This window comes from Jejuia sp. G7-7, from assembly GCF_055808955.1.
Window position 1 is genome coordinate 2,086,779 of the sequence record NZ_JBVVSZ010000002.1, and the last position, 21,604, is coordinate 2,108,382.

A 21,604-nucleotide genomic window follows, 5' to 3' on the forward strand; every position below is an offset into this window, starting at 1 on the left:
TTTATATTGAAGGTTTATTTTTTATTGTAATAAATGTTACTTAACAACATGTAAAAGGTAATAAAATATGAACAGACTTAGACGGATAGGTGCGCTAGGGATTGCATAGGAAAGCCCACAGCACGACGCAGGAGGCGCGAGGACTTGTAACGGAAAGCCCGACCCTTGTGGTAGCGCCCAAATTATTTAAAGTACTTCTATTTTACTTCTGCTGAGTTTTATTTTGTTTTCGTTTTCGAGTTGTTTTAAAAGTCTGGAAATTACAACGCGTGAAGTATGTAAATCTTCGGCAATATTTTGGTGATTAATATGGATTATTTTTGAGTTGTGAAGCGTTGTTTTGTTGATGAGATATTTGTGAAGACGTTTGTCCATTTTTATGAAAGCTAGGTTGTCTATGGTTTCAAGCATTTCGTCAAAACGGGTTTGGTAACTTTCTAGGATGAAGTTTCTCCAACTTGTATTTTCGTGAAACCATTTTTGCATGTTTTGAACAGGAATCATTATGAGTGTGGAGTCTTTCTCGGCTACGGCTCGTATTTTACTTTTTGTAGTACCCATGCAGCAGGTAAGTGACATAGTACAGGTTTCTCCAGCTTCTAAAAAATAAATAAGGAGTTCGTTACCTTCTTGATCTTCACGAAGTATTTTGATGTTGCCTTCTATTAATAGTGGAATGAATTTTAAGGGTTGATTGATATCTATGATTATATCGTTGGCTTTAAAATGAGCTATTTTGCCAATAGTTGCTATTTCTTTTATTAGAGTATCATCTAATATTGTATGGAATTTTTCGTGTAGAAGGCTTGGAGTCATATCCAAAAATAATGATTTATAAATTTGAAATAAAATTTGGTGGAGTTTTAATAAAAAATGTATATTTGCAGCCACTTAAAAAGGCCATGTGGCGCAACTGAATAGCGCACTTGATTACGGCTCAAGAGGTTGCAGGTTTGAATCCTGCCATGGTCACGAATAAATAATTAAGACTTCACGTCAAACCAAGCTTGCTTGAGTTTGTAAGTGGAGTTTTTTTATTTTAAAAGCGGAGCTTTTTAAGGATATTCAATCTTGTTATGGTCACAAAAAAGCGAGTCAATATGTATTAACTCACTTTTTTATTTATTCAAAATTTCTACAAAAAATTATTTACTCCGTTATAAAACTAAAAACTTGTGATTTAGAGTTGTTGTCAGCATCATCTTTAGTAATTACTCTCCAATAATATGTAGTGTTTGCGGTTAACGAAATATTACTGATTTTGTTGGTGGTTACATTTTCCTGTTGTACTTGTGCTGGAGGGTTTACGGTATCTAAATACACATCATATGCTGCAATATCATTATCTATATCGCTACCAGTCCATTCTAGTGTTACGGTTATAGTTGTTGTTGCGCCTGCATTTGGACTTACAACCTCTGCTGGAAAAGGAGCATAATTGCTAATACCTTCTCCTGCATTGTAAAATTTCCATGTTTCACTTGTGGCAGTTGTAGTAGTTTTGTTTGATTTTGATACCACATGCCATGAATAAGGTACACCTCTTAATAGTTTCACACTTGTAACAGCGTTATTAGTAGTGCTTTCTTGCGTGGTATTTGTATTCAGGTTTTTTATAACTACAGTATAGCTTGTTGCATTATCGGCTTTAGACCATTCAAACCTTACATTACTTTCGGTAGCCGAAACTATATTGCCTTGGTTGCATTCTTCATTTTTTGTTGGAGACAACAAACTTGTAGCTTCTGGAGGCACAATTTTATCTCCATCATTACCATCTCCTGGAGAATCACTTCCGCCACAATTAAATAGTATTAAGGTTAATGCTAGAATTCCTGTGTATATATAATGTCTTGACATAGTTTTTTATTTTGAAATTTTTATGGCTTTTATTTTTTTAGAAACATCTTTGGTTTCTACTAAAATGATATACATTCCTTCATTTAAAAAGCTTGTATCCAATTCTATTATATGATTGGTAGGACTATGTGTTTTATCGTAAACCAAAGCACCTAAAGTATTATATATTTTTAGCGATGCTTTATCCTCTAAACCTAAATCGATGTTTAAATGATGCGTAAAAGGATTTGGAGATGCCACAATCTCATTAAAGAAAAGAGTGTCTTCAAATTTACCTTGGCAATCTTTTTCTCCTTTTATTTTAATGCTATTACTACCTGATTGTAAATAGAGTTCTATAGATGTATCTGTAGTGGTAAATTGCTCTCCATTAAAATTGATTATGTAACTATCACTACCATTTAAATTGTATGTAACACTTTTGTTATTTGTGTTTAGTTTGCTGGTTACTGATAGCGATTCAACTTCAGGAATATTTATGTCATAGCATTGTTGGTAGTTTTGTTCCGAAGGTATTGTAATACATAACTCGTAATTTCCAGGAGCTAGACTTTCGAATGAAGTATTTTGAGTAAACGTGTTATTCGTATTAATCCCTGTTAACGAAGCTTCATAATTAATGTTTTTTAAAGCAGAAATACTAAGCATACCGTTATTCATATTAAAACAAGTTTCTCCATTGGTTTGAATAGTGAAATTGTTTTGAGCAAGTTTAAAAATTTCTTGGCTACGGGTAATTTGTTTACTAAAACTTTGTACTTGTAGGGCAATACTACTAACTCGTCCACCAGAATCTGGATAGTTAAGTGTAATAGTGTTATTTGATTGTAATAAGTTATAAGGAATTTCAATTTCTAAAACTCCAAAAAACAGGTCTCTGCCATTTTGGTCATTACCGCGCCAATTATCAGGAACTTCAACTGTTGTGCCATTAACAATTAAAATTGGTTTTAAAGATTTGCCATGAACTCTTCCCATGCCTAATCTCAAAATAGCTTCGCCATATGTACTGCTAACATCAACATTGTTTAATGCAAAATTTACATTTTGATTTGCACTAATAGTTTGATTATAGGTTGTGGCAAAATATTTTTTTCTTCAGATGCATCAGGGATTACTAAAGCTTTATCAAACGTATATTCTAAAATTATTGTTGCTTGTTTTCCAATATCAATTCTGTCAATTGCAGCTGTCAAGGTTGTTTCATCTAAAGCTGGAATTCCAGCATTTTCAGCATGAAGATGCTTAACTAAAATAGATTCAATATTTGCATCTCCAAATCCGTTAACTGCTAAATCTATGGTTCTTGCTTCTTGGTGCATATTATTAATAATAACATAGGCTTTTTTATCATCAACATAACTATCTATTTGAGTATCAAGATTACTTGATTTTGTATCGATACGCCTACCTTTTACTTTTGCCCATAGTTGGTAAAACTTTACGAGCTCTGTGTATACATATTCATCTCCTATTTCTCCTGCGAGTTCCTTCTTTTGTCTAAATAAACGGTGGGCATATTTAGCATCTGGATGTTGGCCATTATTGGTGTTTGGCGACCACCAATTGGCTTGTAAAATCATAAAAGGCAATGCTTGTTCAATAATGTCAGGTCTCTCTAAAAACTGCATTATCATGGCATTAAATGCGCGTAAATTCGCCCAGTCACGTTCTTTGGTGTACAATTCTCCCTCAGTATTTAAACAGCCATATTCAGATAAACAAAAAGGTTTACGTTGCCCTAATTTTATAACTTGATAATGTTCTACCATGTCTAAAATAGCTTCTACATTACTGCCTGCTCTATATTGCCCTCCTCCCTTATTATCCTGCACATTATCATATAAATGAAGTGAGAAAAAGTCCATTTCCTCTCCAGCATTGTCTATAAAAAGTTTCCAGTTAGCTTCCCAATGTCCAAAATTATTAGCTTCATAAGCTGGGTGAGCTGCACTATAACCTCCAATTTTTGCCTGTGGATTTAATTCTTTTATGCGCTTAGCAATAACTTTGTGCATTTCTGTAATGTTTGCACGGGTGGTACCTAAACTATTAGCCTTCACAAAAGGTTCGTTAGATACTTCAATATATGTTGGTAAAGGTTGTCCTGTTGTACCCCCGTTCCCAAAGAAGTTTTTAAAATATTGAGCGTAATATTCAGCAATAGGCTTATAGCCATCTTTAATCATGGTCCATTTTTTTCCATTAGGTCCAATTTGTCTACTTCCGTTAGGATACATAACTTCTTGACCACCCATCATATAACGTGCTGTCCTATTTTCGTATTTATGAATGCTAGTATTATTTATGTAGTTAGTTTTTATACGTTGTCCTTCTTGTTCTAAATCAACTACACTAGGCCAACCAGGTTTGTCTGGGTCTTCTTCCGTTTGTGACAAAAACCATGGTAGAGAGCCATTATTTCTTCCTAAGTAAACATCATAGTCTATTAAAAATTGATCTTTTATTTGATCGTTTGGCCATTCGTTATCGTCAACACCTGCGTGAAGTATCATATATTTTGCTCTATCAAATTCAGAAACACCGTTAACGGTGTGTTCAATATCAAAATTTATATCAACAATATCTTGCGACGTCATCAAATTCGATACCATCAATACTGGAATTATAGATAGTTTCAATAGTTTCTTCTTCATGTATTTATATTTAAAATTGTTTCGAATATATCTGCTTAATATTTATTGTGTCACCAGTTTTTTCTTGCCAGTTTACCATTTCTTTGGTTAGTAATTTAATTTTTGAACTAAGAGACTTCTTTTTAATTAAGTTATTAGTTTCCCAAGGGTCTTTACTTAAATCGTATAATTCTGCAGATTTAGCAACTGGATATAAAATAAGTTTAAAATCTTCTTTAATAATGGCACGTTGGTCATTAAACATAGCTAAGTAAATAGATTCGTATAGTTCTTCTGAATTTTCAGTTTGTAGTTTTGACTTTAAAGATTTAAAATCAATATAATTTGGAATTTCGGCGTCAATCAAATCCAATATAGTGGGATAAATATCCTGAAGATATAAGCGTTGATTGATTTTTTTATTTTTGAAATTCCAGGCCCCATTACTATTAAAGGCGCTTTTGCACTAATGTCATACAAGCAGACTTTACCAGCTACACCGTTTTCGCCAAAACTGATACCGTGATCAGACATAAAAATTATGATAGAGTTTTCATAAAGTCCTTTATCTTTTAAAGTGTTTAAAATGTCTCCAATCCGATCATCCATATGTGTTACCATAGCATTATTTTGCTGATAACGTTTCTGCATTGTTTTAGGATTTAGCGGTGCTGAGGTATAATTATATTTTATATGAGGATGGAGAGGCCCTTCCTTCACGCTTGGGGGTAACTCAATGTCTTTAGAAGGATATAAATCATAATATTTCTGTTCAGTTTGTCTTGGCACATGTGGCGCATTAAATGCTACATATAAAAAAAATGGTTCTTTTTCTTCTGAAGCTTCGTTTATAAATGAAACAGCTTCATTACCAACAACATCTGTATAATGACCTATTGGAGAGTTATAAGTTTTTAATTGTCCTGGTAAAATAGTTCCGAAATGGTCAAATTGATTTTTAGGACTTTTTCCTAAGGCATGCCACTTTCCTGTAAAATAAGTAGTATATCCAGAATTTTTTAATCGTTCAGTTAATGATAATCCAGGTGTTTTATTTTTAGTAATCTTGGAAGCTTCCCATAAATAAGTCCCATTAAAAAGCATTGTTCTACTAGGGATGCATACAGCAGGCGACCAACACCCCATATTATATGCGTTGGTAAAGTAAACTCCTGAATCTGCAATTTGGTCTATGTTTGGTGTTTTAATAGTGCCAAAGCCATATGCGCCAACAGCAACATTACTTTGGTCATCAGATTCTATTAATATAATATTTGGAGGTGTATTTTGAGAATAACAATAGACACCAATAAATAAAAAAACTATATAGAGACGTATCATGAAATTTTATATTTTTTGATTTTATAAATTTTTTAAGAACAATTTTATGATATTAATAAAATATACATATATTTAACACAATATTAACAATCAAGTTTTACATGTTTAATGTCAAATGGTTTTGAATAGACGACTCTTAAACTAATAGCTTAAATTTTGGTAATTGAATATTAAATCTTTCAAGAGATTTTTTCTTAAAAAATTAACAAAAATCATGTCTAATATAATCAAATCATAGTTAAACAAAATTCATAAATATCTGTTTTTCAGTAATTTAAAAATAATGATTGTTAATAAAATGTTAAGGAGATGAACATATGTTTCATTTATAAACACATAAGTTTCCTTAAGTATCTAAGCATTTCACAATATTTGTAACTAAACTTTAACTAAATAAATATGAAAATCAAACTACTTGAAAAAAAGCCTGTTTCAACATGGCAAATCAAGGCTTGTTTAATTGCGTTCTTTCTCTCATTGAGTATAAATGCGCTTCAAGCACAAACTGTAACTATTAAAGGTCAAGTAACAGGTGATGGAGTACCGCTAGCTGGAGCTAGTGTAATTGTGATTGGTACTAACAAAGGCGCTGTTACGGATTTTGATGGTAATTATGAAATAACCGCTGATACTGATAGAACATTACGTTTTAGTTATCTAGGCTATGTAAATGAAGATGTTAAAGTGGGTGGGCAAACCCAAATTAATGTTTCCATGAGAGAAGATGCTGCAGCACTCGATGAGGTTGTGGTAGTAGGATATGGTACACAGAAACGAAAAGAAATTACAGGTGCTGTAGGTCAGGTTAAAAAAGAAGCTCTTGCTCTTAATGCTACCGCTGATATTGGTACTGCATTACAAGGACAAATAGCAGGTGTTAATGTTACTGCTTCAAGTGGTCAACCTGGTGCAGAGTCTAACATTCTTATTCGTGGTATTGGATCTGTTTTTGGTGTTAACACACCTTTATACGTTGTAGATGGTATCCCTTTTGATGGTGATCCTAAATTGAGTATTGATGAAATTGAAACTGTTGATGTTCTTAAGGATGCTGCATCTACAGCAGTTTACGGTACAAGGGGAGCTAATGGTGTGATTTTAATTACTACTAAGAAAGGTAAAGAAGGTATTATGAAAGTGAATCTTCATACTTGGTATGGTGTGCAGTCAATCACTTCTGGTTTACCTATAATGGGAACCGAAGATTTTTTATATGCTTTTCACTTAAGACGAAATTCTCTTAACGGTACGTTTTTTGGAAATACATGGACGCCTATAACTCAGGCTCCGCATAATTTAACAAACAATACGAATTTAACTGAGGTTGTTGAAAACGATAGTTCGCCAATTCAAAATCATAATTTAAGTATTTCTGGAGGAAAAGATGGGTTAACATACAATATTAATGCTTCAATCTTTAAGCAAGATGGAATGTTAATTAATTCCAAATATGAAAGATTTAATATCAGGGCTAATACACAATATAGAAAGGGTAAATGGAATATAGCTACTGGTATGGGCTTCAGGGTTGAAGAAAGAGATAGAGAACCTTGGCAATTACTTTTGCAATCGTACAGGTATAATCCTTACAATCAGGAGCTTGATCCTAATACAACTGAGATATTTTTCCCAGGACCTGCAAATTCTAATGATGCAGGCTTTATTTCAAATAACTTATTACGTCTTTTACAATCAGATAGAGATAATGTAGATAGTTTCGATGCTAATTTAAGAGCCAAATATAACATTACAGATAATTTTTCATATACTTTACGAGTTGGTATGAATTACTCTAATAGTACTAGAGTTTTGATTAATCCAGAGTTTAATAGATATGATGAAGAAGGTGAGTTAATTCCACCGTCACAATTATCGGGTGTTAGAGAAACCTACACTAGAAGGTCTAAACACACTATGGAAAACATTTTAAATTATAAAAAGAGTTTTGGTAATCATAACTTTAATTTAACAGGATTATTTTCATCAGAGTCTTCATTTGCTAAAAGTACTTTCGCAGATAGAAGAGATTTATTAAGTAATGAAATAACTGAGTTAGGTGGAGCAATTGGTGGAGCAGATGTTGGTAATAATGGAGGTCGTTGGAATAATAGAACCATAAATTTAATAGGTTTTATGACAAGACTACAATATAACTACAAAGGAAAATATTTATTAAGTGCAGCAGTTAGACGTGATGGTTCATCACAGTTTGGTGATGCTAATAGATGGGGGGCTTTTCCATCTGCTTCTATAGGTTGGAATGTGTCTGATGAGTCATTTTGGCAACCACTAAAAAGAGTAGCTACCTCACTTAAACTTAGAGCAGGTTATGGTCAAGTAGGTAATGATGGTTTTGAACCATACAGCAATCAAGCTACAATTGGTATTGATAGAGATGCTGTTTTTGGTGCAGAGGGTACAGATAATATTCTTTTAGGAGCAATTCAAGAACGTTTTGCAAACCCAAATGTGCGAGTGGGAAACCTCTATTTCTAGAAATGCAGGTTTTGAACTGGGGTTATTTAAGAATAAAATAAATATCTCTGCAGATTTTTATAAGGAAAATAAAGAAAATTTATTACTTCCTCTAATCGTACCTCCAACAACTGGTGTTGGAACTGGTGGAAATTCTACCGTAGTTGTAAACGTTGGTGATATGGTTAATAAAGGAATGGAATGGAGTTTAAATTATAAGCATAAAGGAAAGTTTTCTTGGAATTTAGGAGCAACATATACTAATAATGATAATTTAGTTACAAGAATGAGTGGTTCTAATAAAATAGTTTATCTAAATAATTCTCAAGTAGTTCAGGGTGTTCCTAATGAAGATTTAGTTTCTGTTGTTGCTGAAGGTTTCCCTGCAGCATCTTTCTTTTTAATTGAAACAGATGGAATTATTACTACTCAAGAAGAGTTAGATGCCTATAACCCTCTTGTGGGAGGTACAGCTAATTTGGGTGATTTAAGATATGTTGATTCGCCAACAGTAGATTCTGATGGTGATGGCATACCAGATATGGGTGACGGTACTATTAATTTAGATGATAGAAAGTTTACTGGTAATGGTTTGCCAGATTATGAAATAGGATTAAATTTCAGCGCAAGATACAAGAGTTTTGATTTTGCTATGCAATGGTATGCTGCTATTGGAGGTGATATTATGAATGGTAGTAGAGCTTATGCTTATAAAGCAGGAACACATCAAGATTTGGTATACCAATGGTCATCAGAAAACACGACATCACTTATTCCTTCTGATAGAGGTAGAGATCACGAGAATTTTAGAGGTTACACAGATTTTTGGTTAGAGGATGGTTCTTTTGCAAGGTTAAGAAACATTGCAATAGGATATACAATACCTAAAGATGCAATTGAAAAACATGGTATCTCAAACATTAGAGTATACTTGTCTGCACAGAACCCTATTACTATAACTAATTATACAGGTTTTGATCCTGAGGTTGGTAATAATGGATTTAGTACCAGAGGTTTAGATAGAGGTAGTTACCCAATTAGTTCTAGTTTTAGATTCGGTGTACAACTTGGCTTTTAATCAAAAAAAATGTAATTTTATGAAAAACTCAAAAAATAATACTAACAAATACTCGAAATTATGAAAAAGATAACTTTAAAAAAATAGCTTTTTTGTTAGTAACTTCAGTAATTATGTTCGGCTGTGCCGAAGATTTTTTAGAAGAAACTAACCCAGTAGAACTTTCCACAAATAGTTTTTGGAAAACATTTAATGACCTTAATGTAGGACTTAATGCCGTATATAATGGATTTAAAGATGAAAGTAATTTAAGAATTGTAGATGAGTTAAATAGGTCTGACATGACTTTTCCAGGATGGGGTCGTCCAAATACAAGTAATGTATATTGGCTACAAACATTTAATAATTCATCTGGAGCACCAAATTCAAAGTGGTCATCACTTTACAAGGGGATATTTAGAGCTAATCAGGTTTTAGAAGCAGCTGAAAATTTGTATCCGGATTTTGATGCAGCAACAAAAGAAGAGGCAGATCTTCTTATTGCTCAAGCACGAGGATTAAGAGGACTGTTTTATTTTTATTTACATTCAAGTTTCAATAATGGTTCAATTCCAATTTTTGATTTTGTACCTCAGGATACTGAGGAATACTATCAATCAGTACAACCATCAGCAACGGTTCAAGAATTCTTTAGAGCTGATTTGGAGTTTGCAATGAATAATTTGGCAGGACTTAAACCAGTTAATGGACAGGAAGGAAGATTTACTGCTGGTGCAGCTGTAGCGTTGTTAGGTAAAAGTTATTTATATGATGGAAACTATACAATGGCAGCTCAGTATTTTAAAACAATTATTGATGATTATCCATATTCATTAACTCCTGATATAGCAAGTAACTTTACTACTAGAGATGAATTTAACGAAGAATCTATTTTAGAAATAGGGTACTCGCTTGGATTTAAAAATAATGAACCAAGCCCTTGGGGAGAGCAACAAAACTCAAGTGGATTAAATTTTTCCTTCAGTCCCGTGGGTGGATGGAGAAGTGTATATCCTGCACTTTGGTTGAATTTAGAATATAGAAATGACCCCTTAGATATGCAAGACCCTAGAAATACTGTAACAAGAGTTGCTAGACAGAATAATGGGTTACCTCAATTAGACGAAAATGGCGAGGAAGTTATGGAAACTGTTCCAAGAGTTTTCTCTTTAAGAACATCAGCCTCAATTGCTTTAGTTGACGATTTAGATTCTGAGTATTATTTGCTTACTTCAGCACAAGGAGCGAGATATAATAATGCAGAACATTCTTATTGGAGAAAATTCACAAATTGGGATATTGCAGAAAACGAAAGAGATATTTCTGATGTAACGCCTAGATCTGGTGTTAATGTGAGATTAATAAGACTGGCTGATATATATTTGATGTATGCTGAGTCTTTAATTCAAGGAGGAACTAATGATGGAGGTGTTAATGAAGCATTGGTTTATATTAACAGAGTAAGAAGACGTTCAGGAGTAAGACTACTTGGATTGAGTGGTACAGGAGAATATCCGCTTAATGATCATGATGATATTCAATATTCAGCATCTAGTTTAATGGATCATTTGATGTACGTAGAGAGACCATTAGAATTATCTGCAGAAGGACATGCCATCAGAACAATAGATTTACGTCGTTGGGGTATTACAAAGCAAAGGTTTGAAGATTTATCACAGCGAAAATACTATCGAGATCATTACAGGTTTGAGCAAGAAGATGGCAAGAGTGGATGGAGATGGAGCTCAATCTTAAGTGACGAGCCAACAGCACAAGATAATGGTCAACCATGGACTGATAAGTGGACAGAATTTGTAGAAGCTTCTGCAAATTATATTGAAAGTGCACATGCTTATTGGCCAATTCCCAATAGTGAAGAAACGGCTAACCCTAAAATTTATGATGCTAACTAGAAGTAGATTGGTACAATTAAAAATTTAAGAATTTAAAATATGAAAAAATATAATTTAAAGTTAAACCTGTTGGTATTTTCACTTTTTATGATTGCCATTTTTACAGGCTGTAATAAAGATGATGAATATGAAGCTCCTAATTCATTCTCTGATGTAGGTTGGTTTATTAATTCCCCAAATAGTAATTGGCCGGATACTCTTTTAACAAATAAGGATGATTACATCACATTCGCTGATTTATCGCAAAATGCACTAAGTCATCAATGGGAGATAGAGTCTGGTAATTATTATTTGAATCATCCAATTCAACGTCAAGATTCAATATTTGATGATAAAATAATTGGTTCAGGCGTAATAGATGATAAAACAGTTAGTGTTTGGTTTAGAAACTCTGGTTATAACCATGTAAAGCTTATTAATATTTTCTCTGAAAAAGTAACTTTTAGAGGGCCAAATGGTCTTAGAATAGAGGCTAAGCAAGTTATTGATAAATGGGTAATTGAAAAAACATTTGTAGTAGATGTCTATGATACTATTGTACCTATTATTAGAGTAGAGCAAAAGGGTGCTGTAGTTAACCACCAAAGCAATGATACAATTTATGTTGAAGCAGGAGATTCTTTAGAGTTTTTCGATGTAACTACACAAGGAAGACCTGATACTTGGGAATGGAATGTTGGAGGTTCATTAACTGAGGAACAAAACCCATCAATTGTTATGAAAAAACTAGGCGTTTTTGCAAATAACAAAGTACAAATGAGAAGAGCAGGGAACAATATTCCTGCAGATTGGGATATATATAATATTCCTGCGCCAATAAAAGTAATACCATCTTCTCAACCATTTCAGTTGTTTGGTGCGATTACTGAATTGGAGAATCAGTTAATTCAAATTCCATTTAACGGAGAGTTTGCTCCTTTTACAGGTCAAGAACAGTATTTTACGGTTACATTGAATGGTATACCAACCACAAATTTTATTTTATCAATTAATGCAGAAGATGCAACGATATTAGATTTGATGTTTAATGAGACTATCTATAGAGATGATGTTATTAATATAGAATATACAGGCACTGGAACTCTGTTATCTACAGATACTAGAAGCCCAGAGCCATTTAACGAAACTGTTAACATGTTTCAGCATGAAGCAGTAGTTTATGATTTTGAAGATGGAGGGGTTAATTGGACTGCGCATCCAGGTAATTTATCAACTACAACAATTACACCTTCAACTGAACAAGCCGCTAGCGGAATGTATAGCTTAAAACTTGAAGGAACTGCTGATGGTAATTGGTCTGCATTTCAAAACTTAGTAGATCAATATTCTTTAGAAGCAGGTAGGGAAGTGCAGTTAGAATTTAAATTCTATAAGGAAGTTGGTAATTTTGTAATGTTTGGCCCTTGGATTCAAAGAGCAGGAGAAACTCAAACACAGTTTTGGACTAATGTAGGTAATAATGGAAATTCAAATCTTGGTGAATGGACTACTCACAGAGGGGTAAAAAATGGGCTGCTCCAGCTACTGGAGATGATTATGAAATTTATATTAGATACAACCGAGGAGGTATTATTTATTTTGATGATATTCGCGTACTATATGTAGACGAACGACCATAATTAAGATTTATTTAAAGGAAAAAGCCTGTTTGTTCTCAAACAGGCTTTTTTTATTTTATGACAACCTATTTTATACATTAAGTAAAATAAAGTATTCTTCATTAAATCAAATTTTATCAAAGTATGAAATAATAAATACTTAAGATAGATATGTAATCTAACCATTAGTGGTCTAACTAAAAACATTTGTTTGAGGTTTCATTATTTGTTGTAATTAATTTTACATATTAGAGAACTTAACTTAAATTTTTTATGATAAAATATCTACACTTTTCAAAAGAAATATGTTTCATTTTTATTTTTTTATTGCATGGGCTTATGTCATTAGCGCAAGATGTAACAATAAAAATAGACCCTAAATGTCAACGCTTTGTTGGTAATATCTCTGAGTTGGATAGGGCTAAATATTTTTCAATGCATAGCTCCAGTTCAGATGTTGAACATACTACATTTAAAACAGAATACAATGTTACTGGTGGTCGTGGTTTTTGGGGACCTTATAATTTTGCTAAAAACAAAACAGGGTCTGTTGGTGTTTATCCAGTTGAAAAAATTGGAAATGATGATTTAAGAGAAGTGAAAAAAGGTTTTGTAGCGACAGAACACCCAAGAAATGTTTTTGTAGATAATATAAATATTTCAAATGCGGGTAATTGGGCTGTAGAATACTTTAAGGATTTTGTTGATCAGAGTGGTAGAAATGAATTTTTTGAACTAATGAATGAGCCGTTTGTGCACGCAAAAGATTTTTATTCAGGCCCTTGGAGTATTTCTGAAAATGATAGAATAAAACTTCAAATGGCACTATTGTATAATGAGGTTGCAAAACGAATTCATGAAACCCCAGCGTTAGATAATATGAAAGTTATAGGCTATTCTAGTGCATGGCCATCTATGGAATTAAATGATTTTGGACATTGGGAAGATAATATGAAAATGTTCATGGATACAGCTGGAGAAAATATGTTTGCTTTTTCTACACATTTATATGATGGCATTAATGTAACAGGTCAAGATTCTAAACGTTCGGGAAGTAATTCAGAAGCTATTCTCGATTTAATCGAAAACTATAGTTATGTAAAATGGGATGCCATTAAGCCACATGCAATTACGGAATATGGAGCTATTGAGCAAGGCTACGGCGATGACTATAGTGATATTGCAAGTGTCCAAACCGTGCAATCTATTAATCATCTTCTTTTTAACCTATTTGAAAGAGAAGATAAATTGGTGAATTCTATACCTTTTATCACAGGAAAAGCCACTTGGCATATTACAGCAGCAAATAATTATCAACCTTATCAGGCTGTGCTTTTCAAACCTACAAATATCGGAGAGCCAACTCCTGCAGGTTGGGAATATACACCTAGAATTCACTTTTACGAACTTTGGAAAGATGTAAAAGGAAAACGTGTTATGATTCAAAGCGATAATCCTGATATACAGGTGCAAGCTTTTGTGGATAACAATAAGATGTTTTTAGCTTTAAATAATTTAGATGATAATACACAGACTGCAAATTTAAATATGTTATCGAGTATAGCTGGTTTAGTTGATGTGAAGATTAAAGCACTTAAAATTTATCCTCAGACAATGCCAGAAATGTCTATTGAAACTGTTACAGCAGCACCTAATACTATATCTTTAATTAAAGGAGAAACGGCAATATTGGAATATACATTTAGTAATCCAATAGCTTTTGACAATGCACTAAGACAAGTAAAGTACTATACAAAGGTACATTTGCAGCCTATAGTAGCTAACTCAGAACTACTTTATAATTTTGATAATGTTGCAATTGGTAACGGTTTTGCTAAACTTCGTATGGGTATTGGTAGAAAACACAATGTTTCCAAGAAACCAATTATAAAAGTAAATGGTAATACTATCGATGTTCCAGACAATTATAAGGGTTACAATCAAGCTAACAGAGATGACTTCTTCGGAATGATAGAAATTCCATTTTCGGCAACACTTTTACAAGCATCAAATACTGTGAGCATTACTTTTCCTGACTCTGGAGGAAGGGTAAGTTCTTTGATATTATCAGTAGAACTTTATGATAACACTCCAGATACTGGAGCTTTGGCTTCTGTTCAAAGTACTAGTAACTCATGTCCAAATCAAACAAACGGTATAATTACATTAAATCCATTAGCTGTTGGACCTTTTGATGTTACCATAACTGGTAACGGCTTAAATGATTCTAATAGTTTTTCAAGTAGTTATAATATTACAGGGTTAGCTTCAGGGACGTATACTATTGTAATCAGTTCTCAAACGAACCCAGATATTAAAACAGAATATGAGGTGTCTATTTCTGAGCCAGAAGCTTTATCAGTAACCAGCAAACTAAACACAAATAACAAAAGTGTTACATACAATTTAAATGGTAGTGATAGTTACATAATCAATTTTAATGGAGAGCAATTTACCACTACAGATACATCTATAGAACTCTATTTACAATCAGGTAGTAATAGCATTAAAATAAAAGGAGAAAAAGATTGCCAAGGTAAATTTGAAGACACTCTTTTCTTTAATGAGATTGTGGCATCTCCAAATCCTTTTACGCATCATTTAAACATCGATTTAGGTTTAGAGGATAAAGCATCGCTAAAAATATATAATACTTTAGGTGCTTTGGTTTACGATAAAACACATAGTCCTACCAATCATATAATAGAATTGGATACAAGCTTTTTAAATGAAGGAATGTATATCATTTTAGTAGAAACCAAAGATGTTTCTAAAAAAATAAAAGCCATAAAAATTTCAAAATAAAAAACTATGTCAAGACATTATATATACACAGGAATTCTAGCATTAACCTTAATACTATTTAATTGTGGCGGAAGTGATTCTCCAGGAGATGGTAATGATGGAGATAAAATTGTGCCTCCAGAAGCTACAAGTTTGTTGTCTCCAACAAAAAATGAAGAATGCAACCAAGGCAATATAGTTTCGGCTACCGAAAGCAATGTAAGGTTTGAATGGTCTAAGGCGAATAATGCAACAAGCTATACTGTAGTTATAAAAAACCTGAATACAAATACCACGCAAGAAAGCACTACTAATAACACTGTTACAAGTGTGAAACTATTAAGAGGTGTACCTTATTCATGGCATGTGGTATCAAAATCAAACAAAACTACTACAACTGCCACAAGTGAAACATGGAAATTTTACAATGCAGGAGAAGGTATTAGCAATTATGCTCCTTTTCCAGCAGAGGTTGTAAGTCCAAATGCAGGCGCAACAACAACTATAACCGTAACACTAGAATGGACTGGTAGCGATATAGATAATGATATTGCAGCATATGATGTGTATTTAGATACCGTAAACCCTCCAGCACAAGTACAACAGGAAAATGTAACCACCAACAAAATCAGTAATATTTCGTTAACCGCAAACACTACATATTATTGGAGAGTAATTACTAAAGATGATGCTGACAACAACTCTAAATCACAAGTTTTTAGTTTTATAACGGAGTAAATAAAATTAATTTTTTAATTATTTATTTAAAACTGATAATACATTAATTAACTATTATAGAGATGAGAAAAATAGTAATTCTAGTAATTTTTTGCTTTAGTCTAATTAAAGTAAATGCTCAAAACCCTTTGGTAACACATATTTATACAGCAGATCCTACTGCTCGTGTTTTCGATGGGAAATTATACATCTATCCATCTCATGATATTGTACCTGATAAAGATGTTAAAGCACCTCGTTTCTGTATGCCAGATTATCATATGTTTTCTTTAGAAAATGGTAATACCTGGAAGGATTATGGGGTGATTTTAGATCAAAATGAAGTGCCTTGGGGAAAAAAATTCTTATGGTATGTGGGCACCAGATTGCATAAAAAAAGGGGATACTTATTACTATTATTATCCTGCTGCTCCAAAAGACGAATCTGCATTTAGAAGAATAGGTGTAGGGACTTCTAAAAAACCTACAGGGCCATTTAAATGGGAAAATAATTATATAAGAGGAGTAAGTGGAATTGATCCTGGGCTTTTAATAGACGATGATGGAAAAGCTTATATGTATGTTGCTAGCGGTAAAACGCTCCAAGTTGTCAAGCTAAAGGACAACATGAAAGAGATTGATGGAGAAGTTATCCAACTTCAAGGTTTGCCTAAAGGTTATATGGAAGGTCCATTTCCCTTAAAGTATAATGATAAATACTATCTAACTTTCGCACATGTTTTTCCAGACGAAGGTTACACCATTGCTTATGCCACAAGTGATAGTCCGTTAGGACCATTCGAATATTCAGGAAAAATAATGGATAATATTGATAATGGAACAAATCATCATTCTGTTGTAAAATATAATAATAAATGGGTTTTATTTTATCATTGGTGGGATGTAAGTGGGTATAATAAGTTGCGTTCTATTCGTGCTGATTATATGGAGTTTAAAAAGGATGGTAGTATAAAAAAAGTAAAACCAACATTAAGAGGTATATTAAATCCGAAGATAAATGATACTATACAAATTGATAGGTATAATGAAATTTCTGGTGCAAAAACAGCTTTTGTTGGTGGTAATGAACCTAGAGGTTGGATGGTATGTGATACAAAAATGATGAGTAATGTAAGATTTAGCGGTGTAGATTTTGGAAATGGAGACGCAAAAACTATAAAGGCTAGAGTTGCTTGTGGACAAAGGATTGGAAGTTTTGAAGTTAGACTGAGTAATCCAAAAGGAAAATTAATAGCAGAGTTTCCAGTTGAGTTTACTGGTGGTTGGAACAATTGGAAAACAATTGAAACAGATATTAAAGGAAAAGTAACTGGAATTAAAGACATAGTTGTCGTTTTTAAATCAGAATGGGGAGCAACAAAAATTGTAAATCTCAATTGGTTAATTTTAAAAGATTAGTATGAAATTATTAGTTTATTTTTTAGTAGGATTTAATGTCATTTTAAGTTTCGGTCAAGAACGGCCTAATATTATTGTTATACTTGCTGATGATATTGGTACAGGAGATATATCACATTACAGAAAATTACACTCAAGTAAAATAATTGTTGAAACACCTACTCTTGATAAATTGGCAAAAGAAGGGATGATGTTTACTGATGCTCATTCTCCGGCTGCATTATGTGCACCAACACGTTATGCAATCATGACGGGTAACCATTGTTATAGAAGCTATGCACCTTTGGGGAGTTTGGGGATCTTACCAACCATCGCCAATTGAAACAAATCAACTTACTTTGGGAAAACTTATGAAAAATGCAGGCTATAAAACTTCATTTTTTGGAAAATGGGGCTTTGGGATGGATTTTGGAAGAAAAGATAATCCAGACGAAGTTTACAGAAGCCCCAGGCTTAAGCATGAATTAGATGTTGATATTTCTAAAGTTATTGACAAAGGCCCAGTACAAAACGGTTTTGATTATAGCTATATGTACCCTGCAGGAATTCAAGCTGAACCTTATGCTGCATATGAAAATGGTATTATGGAACCTTTTCAAGAAGATTCAGAAATAATACTCATTACACAGGAGTATGCAAAAAATCATGGATTTAGATTAGATAAAAAAGAAGGTTTGGGGGATAGTAATTGGAATCCTTTTAATGCAGGTAAATTATTGATTAATAAAGCAGTTGGTTTTATTGCAAGAAATAGTAAAAAGGAACAACCATTTTTTATTTACTATTGCTCACAAGCGGTACATAAACCTCATACACCTTCAAAAAAAATAAATGGAACTAAAATTGCTGGTACAACACCTTCAAATCATTTAGATATGGTTAAAGAGTTGGATGTTCAGATGGAAATGCTAATTCAAACATTAAAAAAACAAGGCGTTTATGATAATACGTTAATTGTTTTTACATCAGATAATGGTGGATTACAGATTAAGCAAACCCTTAATTCTGGACATAAGTCATCTAGTATCTACAGAGGAGGTAAAAACCAGCCTTATGAAGGAGGAACTAGAGTTCCTCTAATCGCATGGTGGCCAAGTAAAATAAAAGGAAATATTGTTTCCAATGCTCAAGTATTGGGGATAGACATTATGGCAACTTTAGCAGATATTACCCATCAAAAAATTGAAGCAAATAATGCTATGGATTCTTCAAGCTTATTACCAATTTTGTTGGAACAAAAATCATCACAACCTCATGATTTTTTAATAACGCAAGGTGGTACTGGAAAGGAAGCAATGATTACAGAAGATGGTTGGAAACTCATTATTAAATTTGATAAAAAAGATAAAACAGACTCTATTAGAACACCAATAGCTCTATTCAATTTAAATGAAAACCCTCAAGAGAAAGAAATCAATAATTTGGTTGAAAATGCTTTATACAAAAATAAAGTAAAAAGCCTGTTTGAAAAATATAATAAAACTAGAGATAGTAAAACTAAAACTGGTATTTATTGATTTTTATTTTTATTCTGTTTAATATATTCACTAGGCTTTACACCAAATTGTTTTTTAAAGCATTTAGCAAAGTATGATGAGGTGTTGAACCCTGTCATGTACATAATTTCTTTTACTGATAAGTCACTTTGTTCAAAGAGCTGAACTGCACGTTTTAATCTAATATTTCTGATAAATTCACTCGATGATAAACCTGTTATTTCTTTGAATTTTTTATATAGATTTGTTCTACTATAGCCCATTTCCTTTACCATCATTTCAACATTGAAATCGGTATTCATCATATGTTTTTCCACAATTTCAATAGCTTGATTCAAAAAACGTTCATCAACAGAAGTTACTGTAATTTCTTTAGGTTGTAGAGTTATGTCAAGATTGAATTTACTTCTCAATTCTTCACGGTGTTTTAAAATATTTGATAGCTTAAGTTCTAATAATTCAATATCAAAAGGTTTTCTTATATAAGCATCGGCGCCAGTTTTTAAGCCTATTATTTCGTTTTCTTGAGATAATTTTGCTGTAAGCATTACTACAGGAATGTGACTAGTTTCTTTTTTGCTTTTTATGTGTTTACAAAACTCAATACCATCCATAATTGGCATCATAACATCAGTAATTATAATTTTGGGGCTAATGTTTTGTAATAGCTCTATAGCATCGGCACCATTTTCAGCAGTATAGATTGAATACTTTGTTTTGAGAGCTTGTTTAATAAATGTTCTAATATCTTCATTATCATCCACAACCAATAAGGTTGGGTTTTCATTATTATCTTTAGAAAGGCTTTCGTCAACAATTTCGTCGTTAATACTTATTGCTATGGAATCAGATTCTGAAGAGCGCACATGAAAATCACTTTCTGTTATATCTTTACAGGTAATTTCTGGTATATCTATGTATGCTTTTTTATCTTTGGGTAGTCTTACTATAAAAGTAGTGCCTTCATTAATTTTACTATCAACAATAATAGAGCCCTGATGCAGTTTTGTTAAACTTTTAGTGAAAGCCAGGCCAATTCCCATACCATCTGAATTTTTTTTATCTTTATTTTTTTCTGAGAAAAAACGCTTAAAAATATTAGCAACTTTAGCCTCATCCATCCCAGCTCCAGTATCTCTCACCTTTATTTCTATGTAGTTTAAACCACTATTTAAATTCGATTTTTCAGAACCATTTATTTCAGACACACTAACATTTATAATACCGTTTTCTGGAGTAAATTTGAAGGCATTAGATAATAGATTATTCATAATTTTTTCAACAGCATCATGATCAAACCAAGCTTTGATGTTTTTGTTTGCTGTTTCTATTTTAAAAAGCAATTTGTTGCTTTCTAGCCATAAACTGAAAAGGTTCACTAACTTCTTTTATGAAGTTAGCTATATTACTATTTCGCATCACTAGACGCATTTTTCCTTGATTAATTTTTCTGAAATCTAATAGTTGGGAAATTAGCCTCAAGAGATAATCAGTATTTTTTTGCATGAGTTTGTATTGCTCTTGTTTAACCTCATTGTCTAGTTTATTGCCTTGTTTTTGCAAAAATTTCAAGGGCCCTTTAATTAGCGTCAAAGGTGTTGTGAATTCATGAGTAATATTGGTAAAAAACTCTAGTTTAATTTTCTGGAGTTCATCATTTTTCTCTTTTTCAATATGCTCAAGTTCCATGGCATGTTTTTTAGAGGTTTTTATTATTGTAAACCTTCGGTATAACAATAAAAGACCTACTAAAATTAACCCATAAATCAAAAAAGCTAATTTGGTTAGGTAATAGGGTGGGGCTACAGTAATTTTTAATGTGGAAGGTGTAGAATCCCAAACATTATCATTGTTAGATGCTTTAACTTTAAGAGTATACGTTGCAGGAGATAAATTGGTGTATGTAGCAAATCTTTTTTTAGAATTAGTATAGATCCAATCTTTGTCAAAACCTTCTAACATGTATAGGAAATTGTTTTTTTCTGGAGCAGAATAATGTAAACCTGCAAATTCAAAAGAAAAATTATTCTCTTTATATTTAAGTTCTATATGATCTGTTTGGCTAATTGGTTGTTTTAATAAAATTCTGTTATTTATTGTATCACCTACATTAACAGCTTTGTTAAATACAGAAAAGCCAGTAATTATTGTTTCTGCCTCTAAGGTGTTGTCATTAATGTCTTCAGGGTTAAACACATTAAAACCATTTGTTCCTCCAAAAATTAAATCGCCATTTTTACGTTTTAATCTAGCTAACTCTTGAAATTCATTATCCTGTAAACCATCATTTACATCATAATTTTTAAAA

General features: G+C 32.5%; 18 protein-coding genes and 1 tRNA gene. 11 read left to right on the forward strand and 8 right to left on the reverse strand.

The features are described 5' to 3' along the window. Positions 1–186 precede the first annotated feature (186 nt). Positions 187–816 carry a Crp/Fnr family transcriptional regulator gene (locus AC0L5U_RS19870; RefSeq protein ID WP_473418154.1) on the reverse strand — a complete coding sequence of 210 codons (630 nt, stop codon included), beginning with the start codon at positions 814–816 and terminating at the stop codon, positions 187–189. Between the two features lie 82 nt (positions 817–898). Here AC0L5U_RS19870 and AC0L5U_RS19875 point away from each other — a divergent pair. Further along, a tRNA-Arg gene (locus AC0L5U_RS19875) sits at positions 899–972 on the forward strand. 177 nt (positions 973–1,149) lie between these two features. Here the strand turns inward: AC0L5U_RS19875 and AC0L5U_RS19880 are convergent. The 5 genes from AC0L5U_RS19880 to AC0L5U_RS19900 are packed head-to-tail and all read right to left on the reverse strand — an operon-like array spanning position 1,150 to position 5,837. Next, complete coding sequence (locus AC0L5U_RS19880) at positions 1,150–1,860, reverse strand: hypothetical protein (RefSeq protein ID WP_473418155.1); 711 nt, start codon at positions 1,858–1,860, stop codon at positions 1,150–1,152. A 6-nt stretch (positions 1,861–1,866) separates the two neighbouring features. After that, entirely contained in the window at positions 1,867–2,922 is a 1,056-nt protein-coding gene (locus tag AC0L5U_RS19885) for a T9SS type A sorting domain-containing protein (protein WP_473418337.1), read from the reverse strand. After that, positions 2,901–4,517 (reverse strand): hypothetical protein, encoded by a 1,617-nt coding sequence (locus tag AC0L5U_RS19890; protein WP_473418156.1) that lies wholly within the window; start codon positions 4,515–4,517, stop codon positions 2,901–2,903. Before AC0L5U_RS19890 ends, AC0L5U_RS19885 begins: the two co-directional genes overlap by 22 nt. A 10-nt stretch (positions 4,518–4,527) precedes the next feature. Next, positions 4,528–4,863, reverse strand: a complete 336-nt coding sequence (locus AC0L5U_RS19895; protein ID WP_473418157.1) for a sulfatase/phosphatase domain-containing protein — start codon at positions 4,861–4,863, stop codon at positions 4,528–4,530. Further along, positions 4,860–5,837: a sulfatase-like hydrolase/transferase gene (locus AC0L5U_RS19900; RefSeq protein WP_473418158.1), complete on the reverse strand. Its 978-nt coding sequence runs from the start codon at positions 5,835–5,837 to the stop codon at positions 4,860–4,862. Before AC0L5U_RS19900 ends, AC0L5U_RS19895 begins: the two co-directional genes overlap by 4 nt. 399 nt (positions 5,838–6,236) lie before the next feature. Between AC0L5U_RS19900 and AC0L5U_RS19905 the strand changes: the two genes are divergently transcribed. The 10 genes from AC0L5U_RS19905 (at position 6,237) to AC0L5U_RS19950 (ending at position 19,317) form a co-directional block, all read left to right on the forward strand. Beyond that, positions 6,237–8,333, forward strand: coding sequence for a SusC/RagA family TonB-linked outer membrane protein (locus AC0L5U_RS19905; protein ID WP_473418159.1), 2,097 nt, complete (start codon positions 6,237–6,239; stop codon positions 8,331–8,333). Then, positions 8,305–9,390 (forward strand): TonB-dependent receptor domain-containing protein, encoded by a 1,086-nt coding sequence (locus AC0L5U_RS19910; protein WP_473418160.1) that lies wholly within the window; start codon positions 8,305–8,307, stop codon positions 9,388–9,390. Before AC0L5U_RS19905 ends, AC0L5U_RS19910 begins: the two co-directional genes overlap by 29 nt. A gap of 92 nt (positions 9,391–9,482) precedes the next feature. Further along, positions 9,483–11,282: a RagB/SusD family nutrient uptake outer membrane protein gene (locus AC0L5U_RS19915; protein ID WP_473418161.1), complete on the forward strand. Its 1,800-nt coding sequence runs from the start codon at positions 9,483–9,485 to the stop codon at positions 11,280–11,282. 39 nt (positions 11,283–11,321) lie between these two features. Continuing rightward, the gene (locus tag AC0L5U_RS19920) at positions 11,322–12,887 is read left to right on the forward strand and encodes a hypothetical protein (protein ID WP_473418162.1); all 1,566 of its coding nucleotides are present in this window, start codon (positions 11,322–11,324) and stop codon (positions 12,885–12,887) included. A gap of 332 nt (positions 12,888–13,219) precedes the next feature. Then, entirely contained in the window at positions 13,220–15,685 is a 2,466-nt protein-coding gene (locus AC0L5U_RS19925; RefSeq protein ID WP_473418163.1) for a T9SS type A sorting domain-containing protein, read from the forward strand. Positions 15,686–15,691: 6 nt separating this feature from the next. Next, a complete protein-coding gene (locus tag AC0L5U_RS19930) occupies positions 15,692–16,402 on the forward strand; it encodes a hypothetical protein (protein ID WP_473418164.1) in 711 nt (236 codons plus the stop codon). Between the two features lie 62 nt (positions 16,403–16,464). Beyond that, the gene (locus tag AC0L5U_RS19935) at positions 16,465–16,836 is read left to right on the forward strand and encodes a hypothetical protein (protein ID WP_473418165.1); all 372 of its coding nucleotides are present in this window, start codon (positions 16,465–16,467) and stop codon (positions 16,834–16,836) included. Next, positions 16,754–17,800, forward strand: a complete 1,047-nt coding sequence (locus tag AC0L5U_RS19940) for a family 43 glycosylhydrolase (RefSeq protein ID WP_473418166.1) — start codon at positions 16,754–16,756, stop codon at positions 17,798–17,800. Before AC0L5U_RS19935 ends, AC0L5U_RS19940 begins: the two co-directional genes overlap by 83 nt. Before the next feature lies 1 nt (position 17,801). Beyond that, positions 17,802–18,122: a sulfatase-like hydrolase/transferase gene (locus AC0L5U_RS19945; protein ID WP_473418167.1), complete on the forward strand. Its 321-nt coding sequence runs from the start codon at positions 17,802–17,804 to the stop codon at positions 18,120–18,122. Positions 18,123–18,138: 16 nt separating this feature from the next. Continuing rightward, complete coding sequence (locus AC0L5U_RS19950; RefSeq protein WP_473418168.1) at positions 18,139–19,317, forward strand: sulfatase-like hydrolase/transferase; 1,179 nt, start codon at positions 18,139–18,141, stop codon at positions 19,315–19,317. On the opposite strand, the gene AC0L5U_RS19955 is transcribed toward AC0L5U_RS19950, so the two are convergent. Further along, positions 19,311–20,639, reverse strand: coding sequence for a hybrid sensor histidine kinase/response regulator transcription factor (locus AC0L5U_RS19955; protein WP_473418169.1), 1,329 nt, complete (start codon positions 20,637–20,639; stop codon positions 19,311–19,313). The genes AC0L5U_RS19950 and AC0L5U_RS19955 overlap by 7 nt on opposite strands. After that, a complete protein-coding gene (locus tag AC0L5U_RS19960) occupies positions 20,629–21,492 on the reverse strand; it encodes an ATP-binding protein (protein WP_473418170.1) in 864 nt (287 codons plus the stop codon). The genes AC0L5U_RS19955 and AC0L5U_RS19960 overlap by 11 nt, the downstream gene beginning before the upstream one ends. Positions 21,493–21,604: the final 112 nt, after the last annotated feature.

Bases quoted from the DNA above. Each gene is read 5' to 3' on its own strand.
- AC0L5U_RS19870 (WP_473418154.1), bottom strand. From the start codon at position 816: ATGACTCCAAGCCTTCTACACGAAAAATTCCATACAATATTAGATGAT.
- AC0L5U_RS19880 (WP_473418155.1), bottom strand. From the start codon at position 1,860: ATGTCAAGACATTATATATACACAGGAATTCTAGCATTAACCTTAATA.
- AC0L5U_RS19890 (WP_473418156.1), bottom strand. From the start codon at position 4,517: ATGAAGAAGAAACTATTGAAACTATCTATAATTCCAGTATTGATGGTA.
- AC0L5U_RS19900 (WP_473418158.1), bottom strand. From the start codon at position 5,837: ATGATACGTCTCTATATAGTTTTTTTATTTATTGGTGTCTATTGTTAT.
- AC0L5U_RS19905 (WP_473418159.1), top strand. From the start codon at position 6,237: ATGAAAATCAAACTACTTGAAAAAAAGCCTGTTTCAACATGGCAAATC.
- AC0L5U_RS19910 (WP_473418160.1), top strand. From the start codon at position 8,305: ATGTGCGAGTGGGAAACCTCTATTTCTAGAAATGCAGGTTTTGAACTG.
- AC0L5U_RS19920 (WP_473418162.1), top strand. From the start codon at position 11,322: ATGAAAAAATATAATTTAAAGTTAAACCTGTTGGTATTTTCACTTTTT.
- AC0L5U_RS19925 (WP_473418163.1), top strand. From the start codon at position 13,220: ATGTCATTAGCGCAAGATGTAACAATAAAAATAGACCCTAAATGTCAA.
- AC0L5U_RS19930 (WP_473418164.1), top strand. From the start codon at position 15,692: ATGTCAAGACATTATATATACACAGGAATTCTAGCATTAACCTTAATA.
- AC0L5U_RS19935 (WP_473418165.1), top strand. From the start codon at position 16,465: ATGAGAAAAATAGTAATTCTAGTAATTTTTTGCTTTAGTCTAATTAAA.
- AC0L5U_RS19940 (WP_473418166.1), top strand. From the start codon at position 16,754: ATGTGGGCACCAGATTGCATAAAAAAAGGGGATACTTATTACTATTAT.
- AC0L5U_RS19945 (WP_473418167.1), top strand. From the start codon at position 17,802: ATGAAATTATTAGTTTATTTTTTAGTAGGATTTAATGTCATTTTAAGT.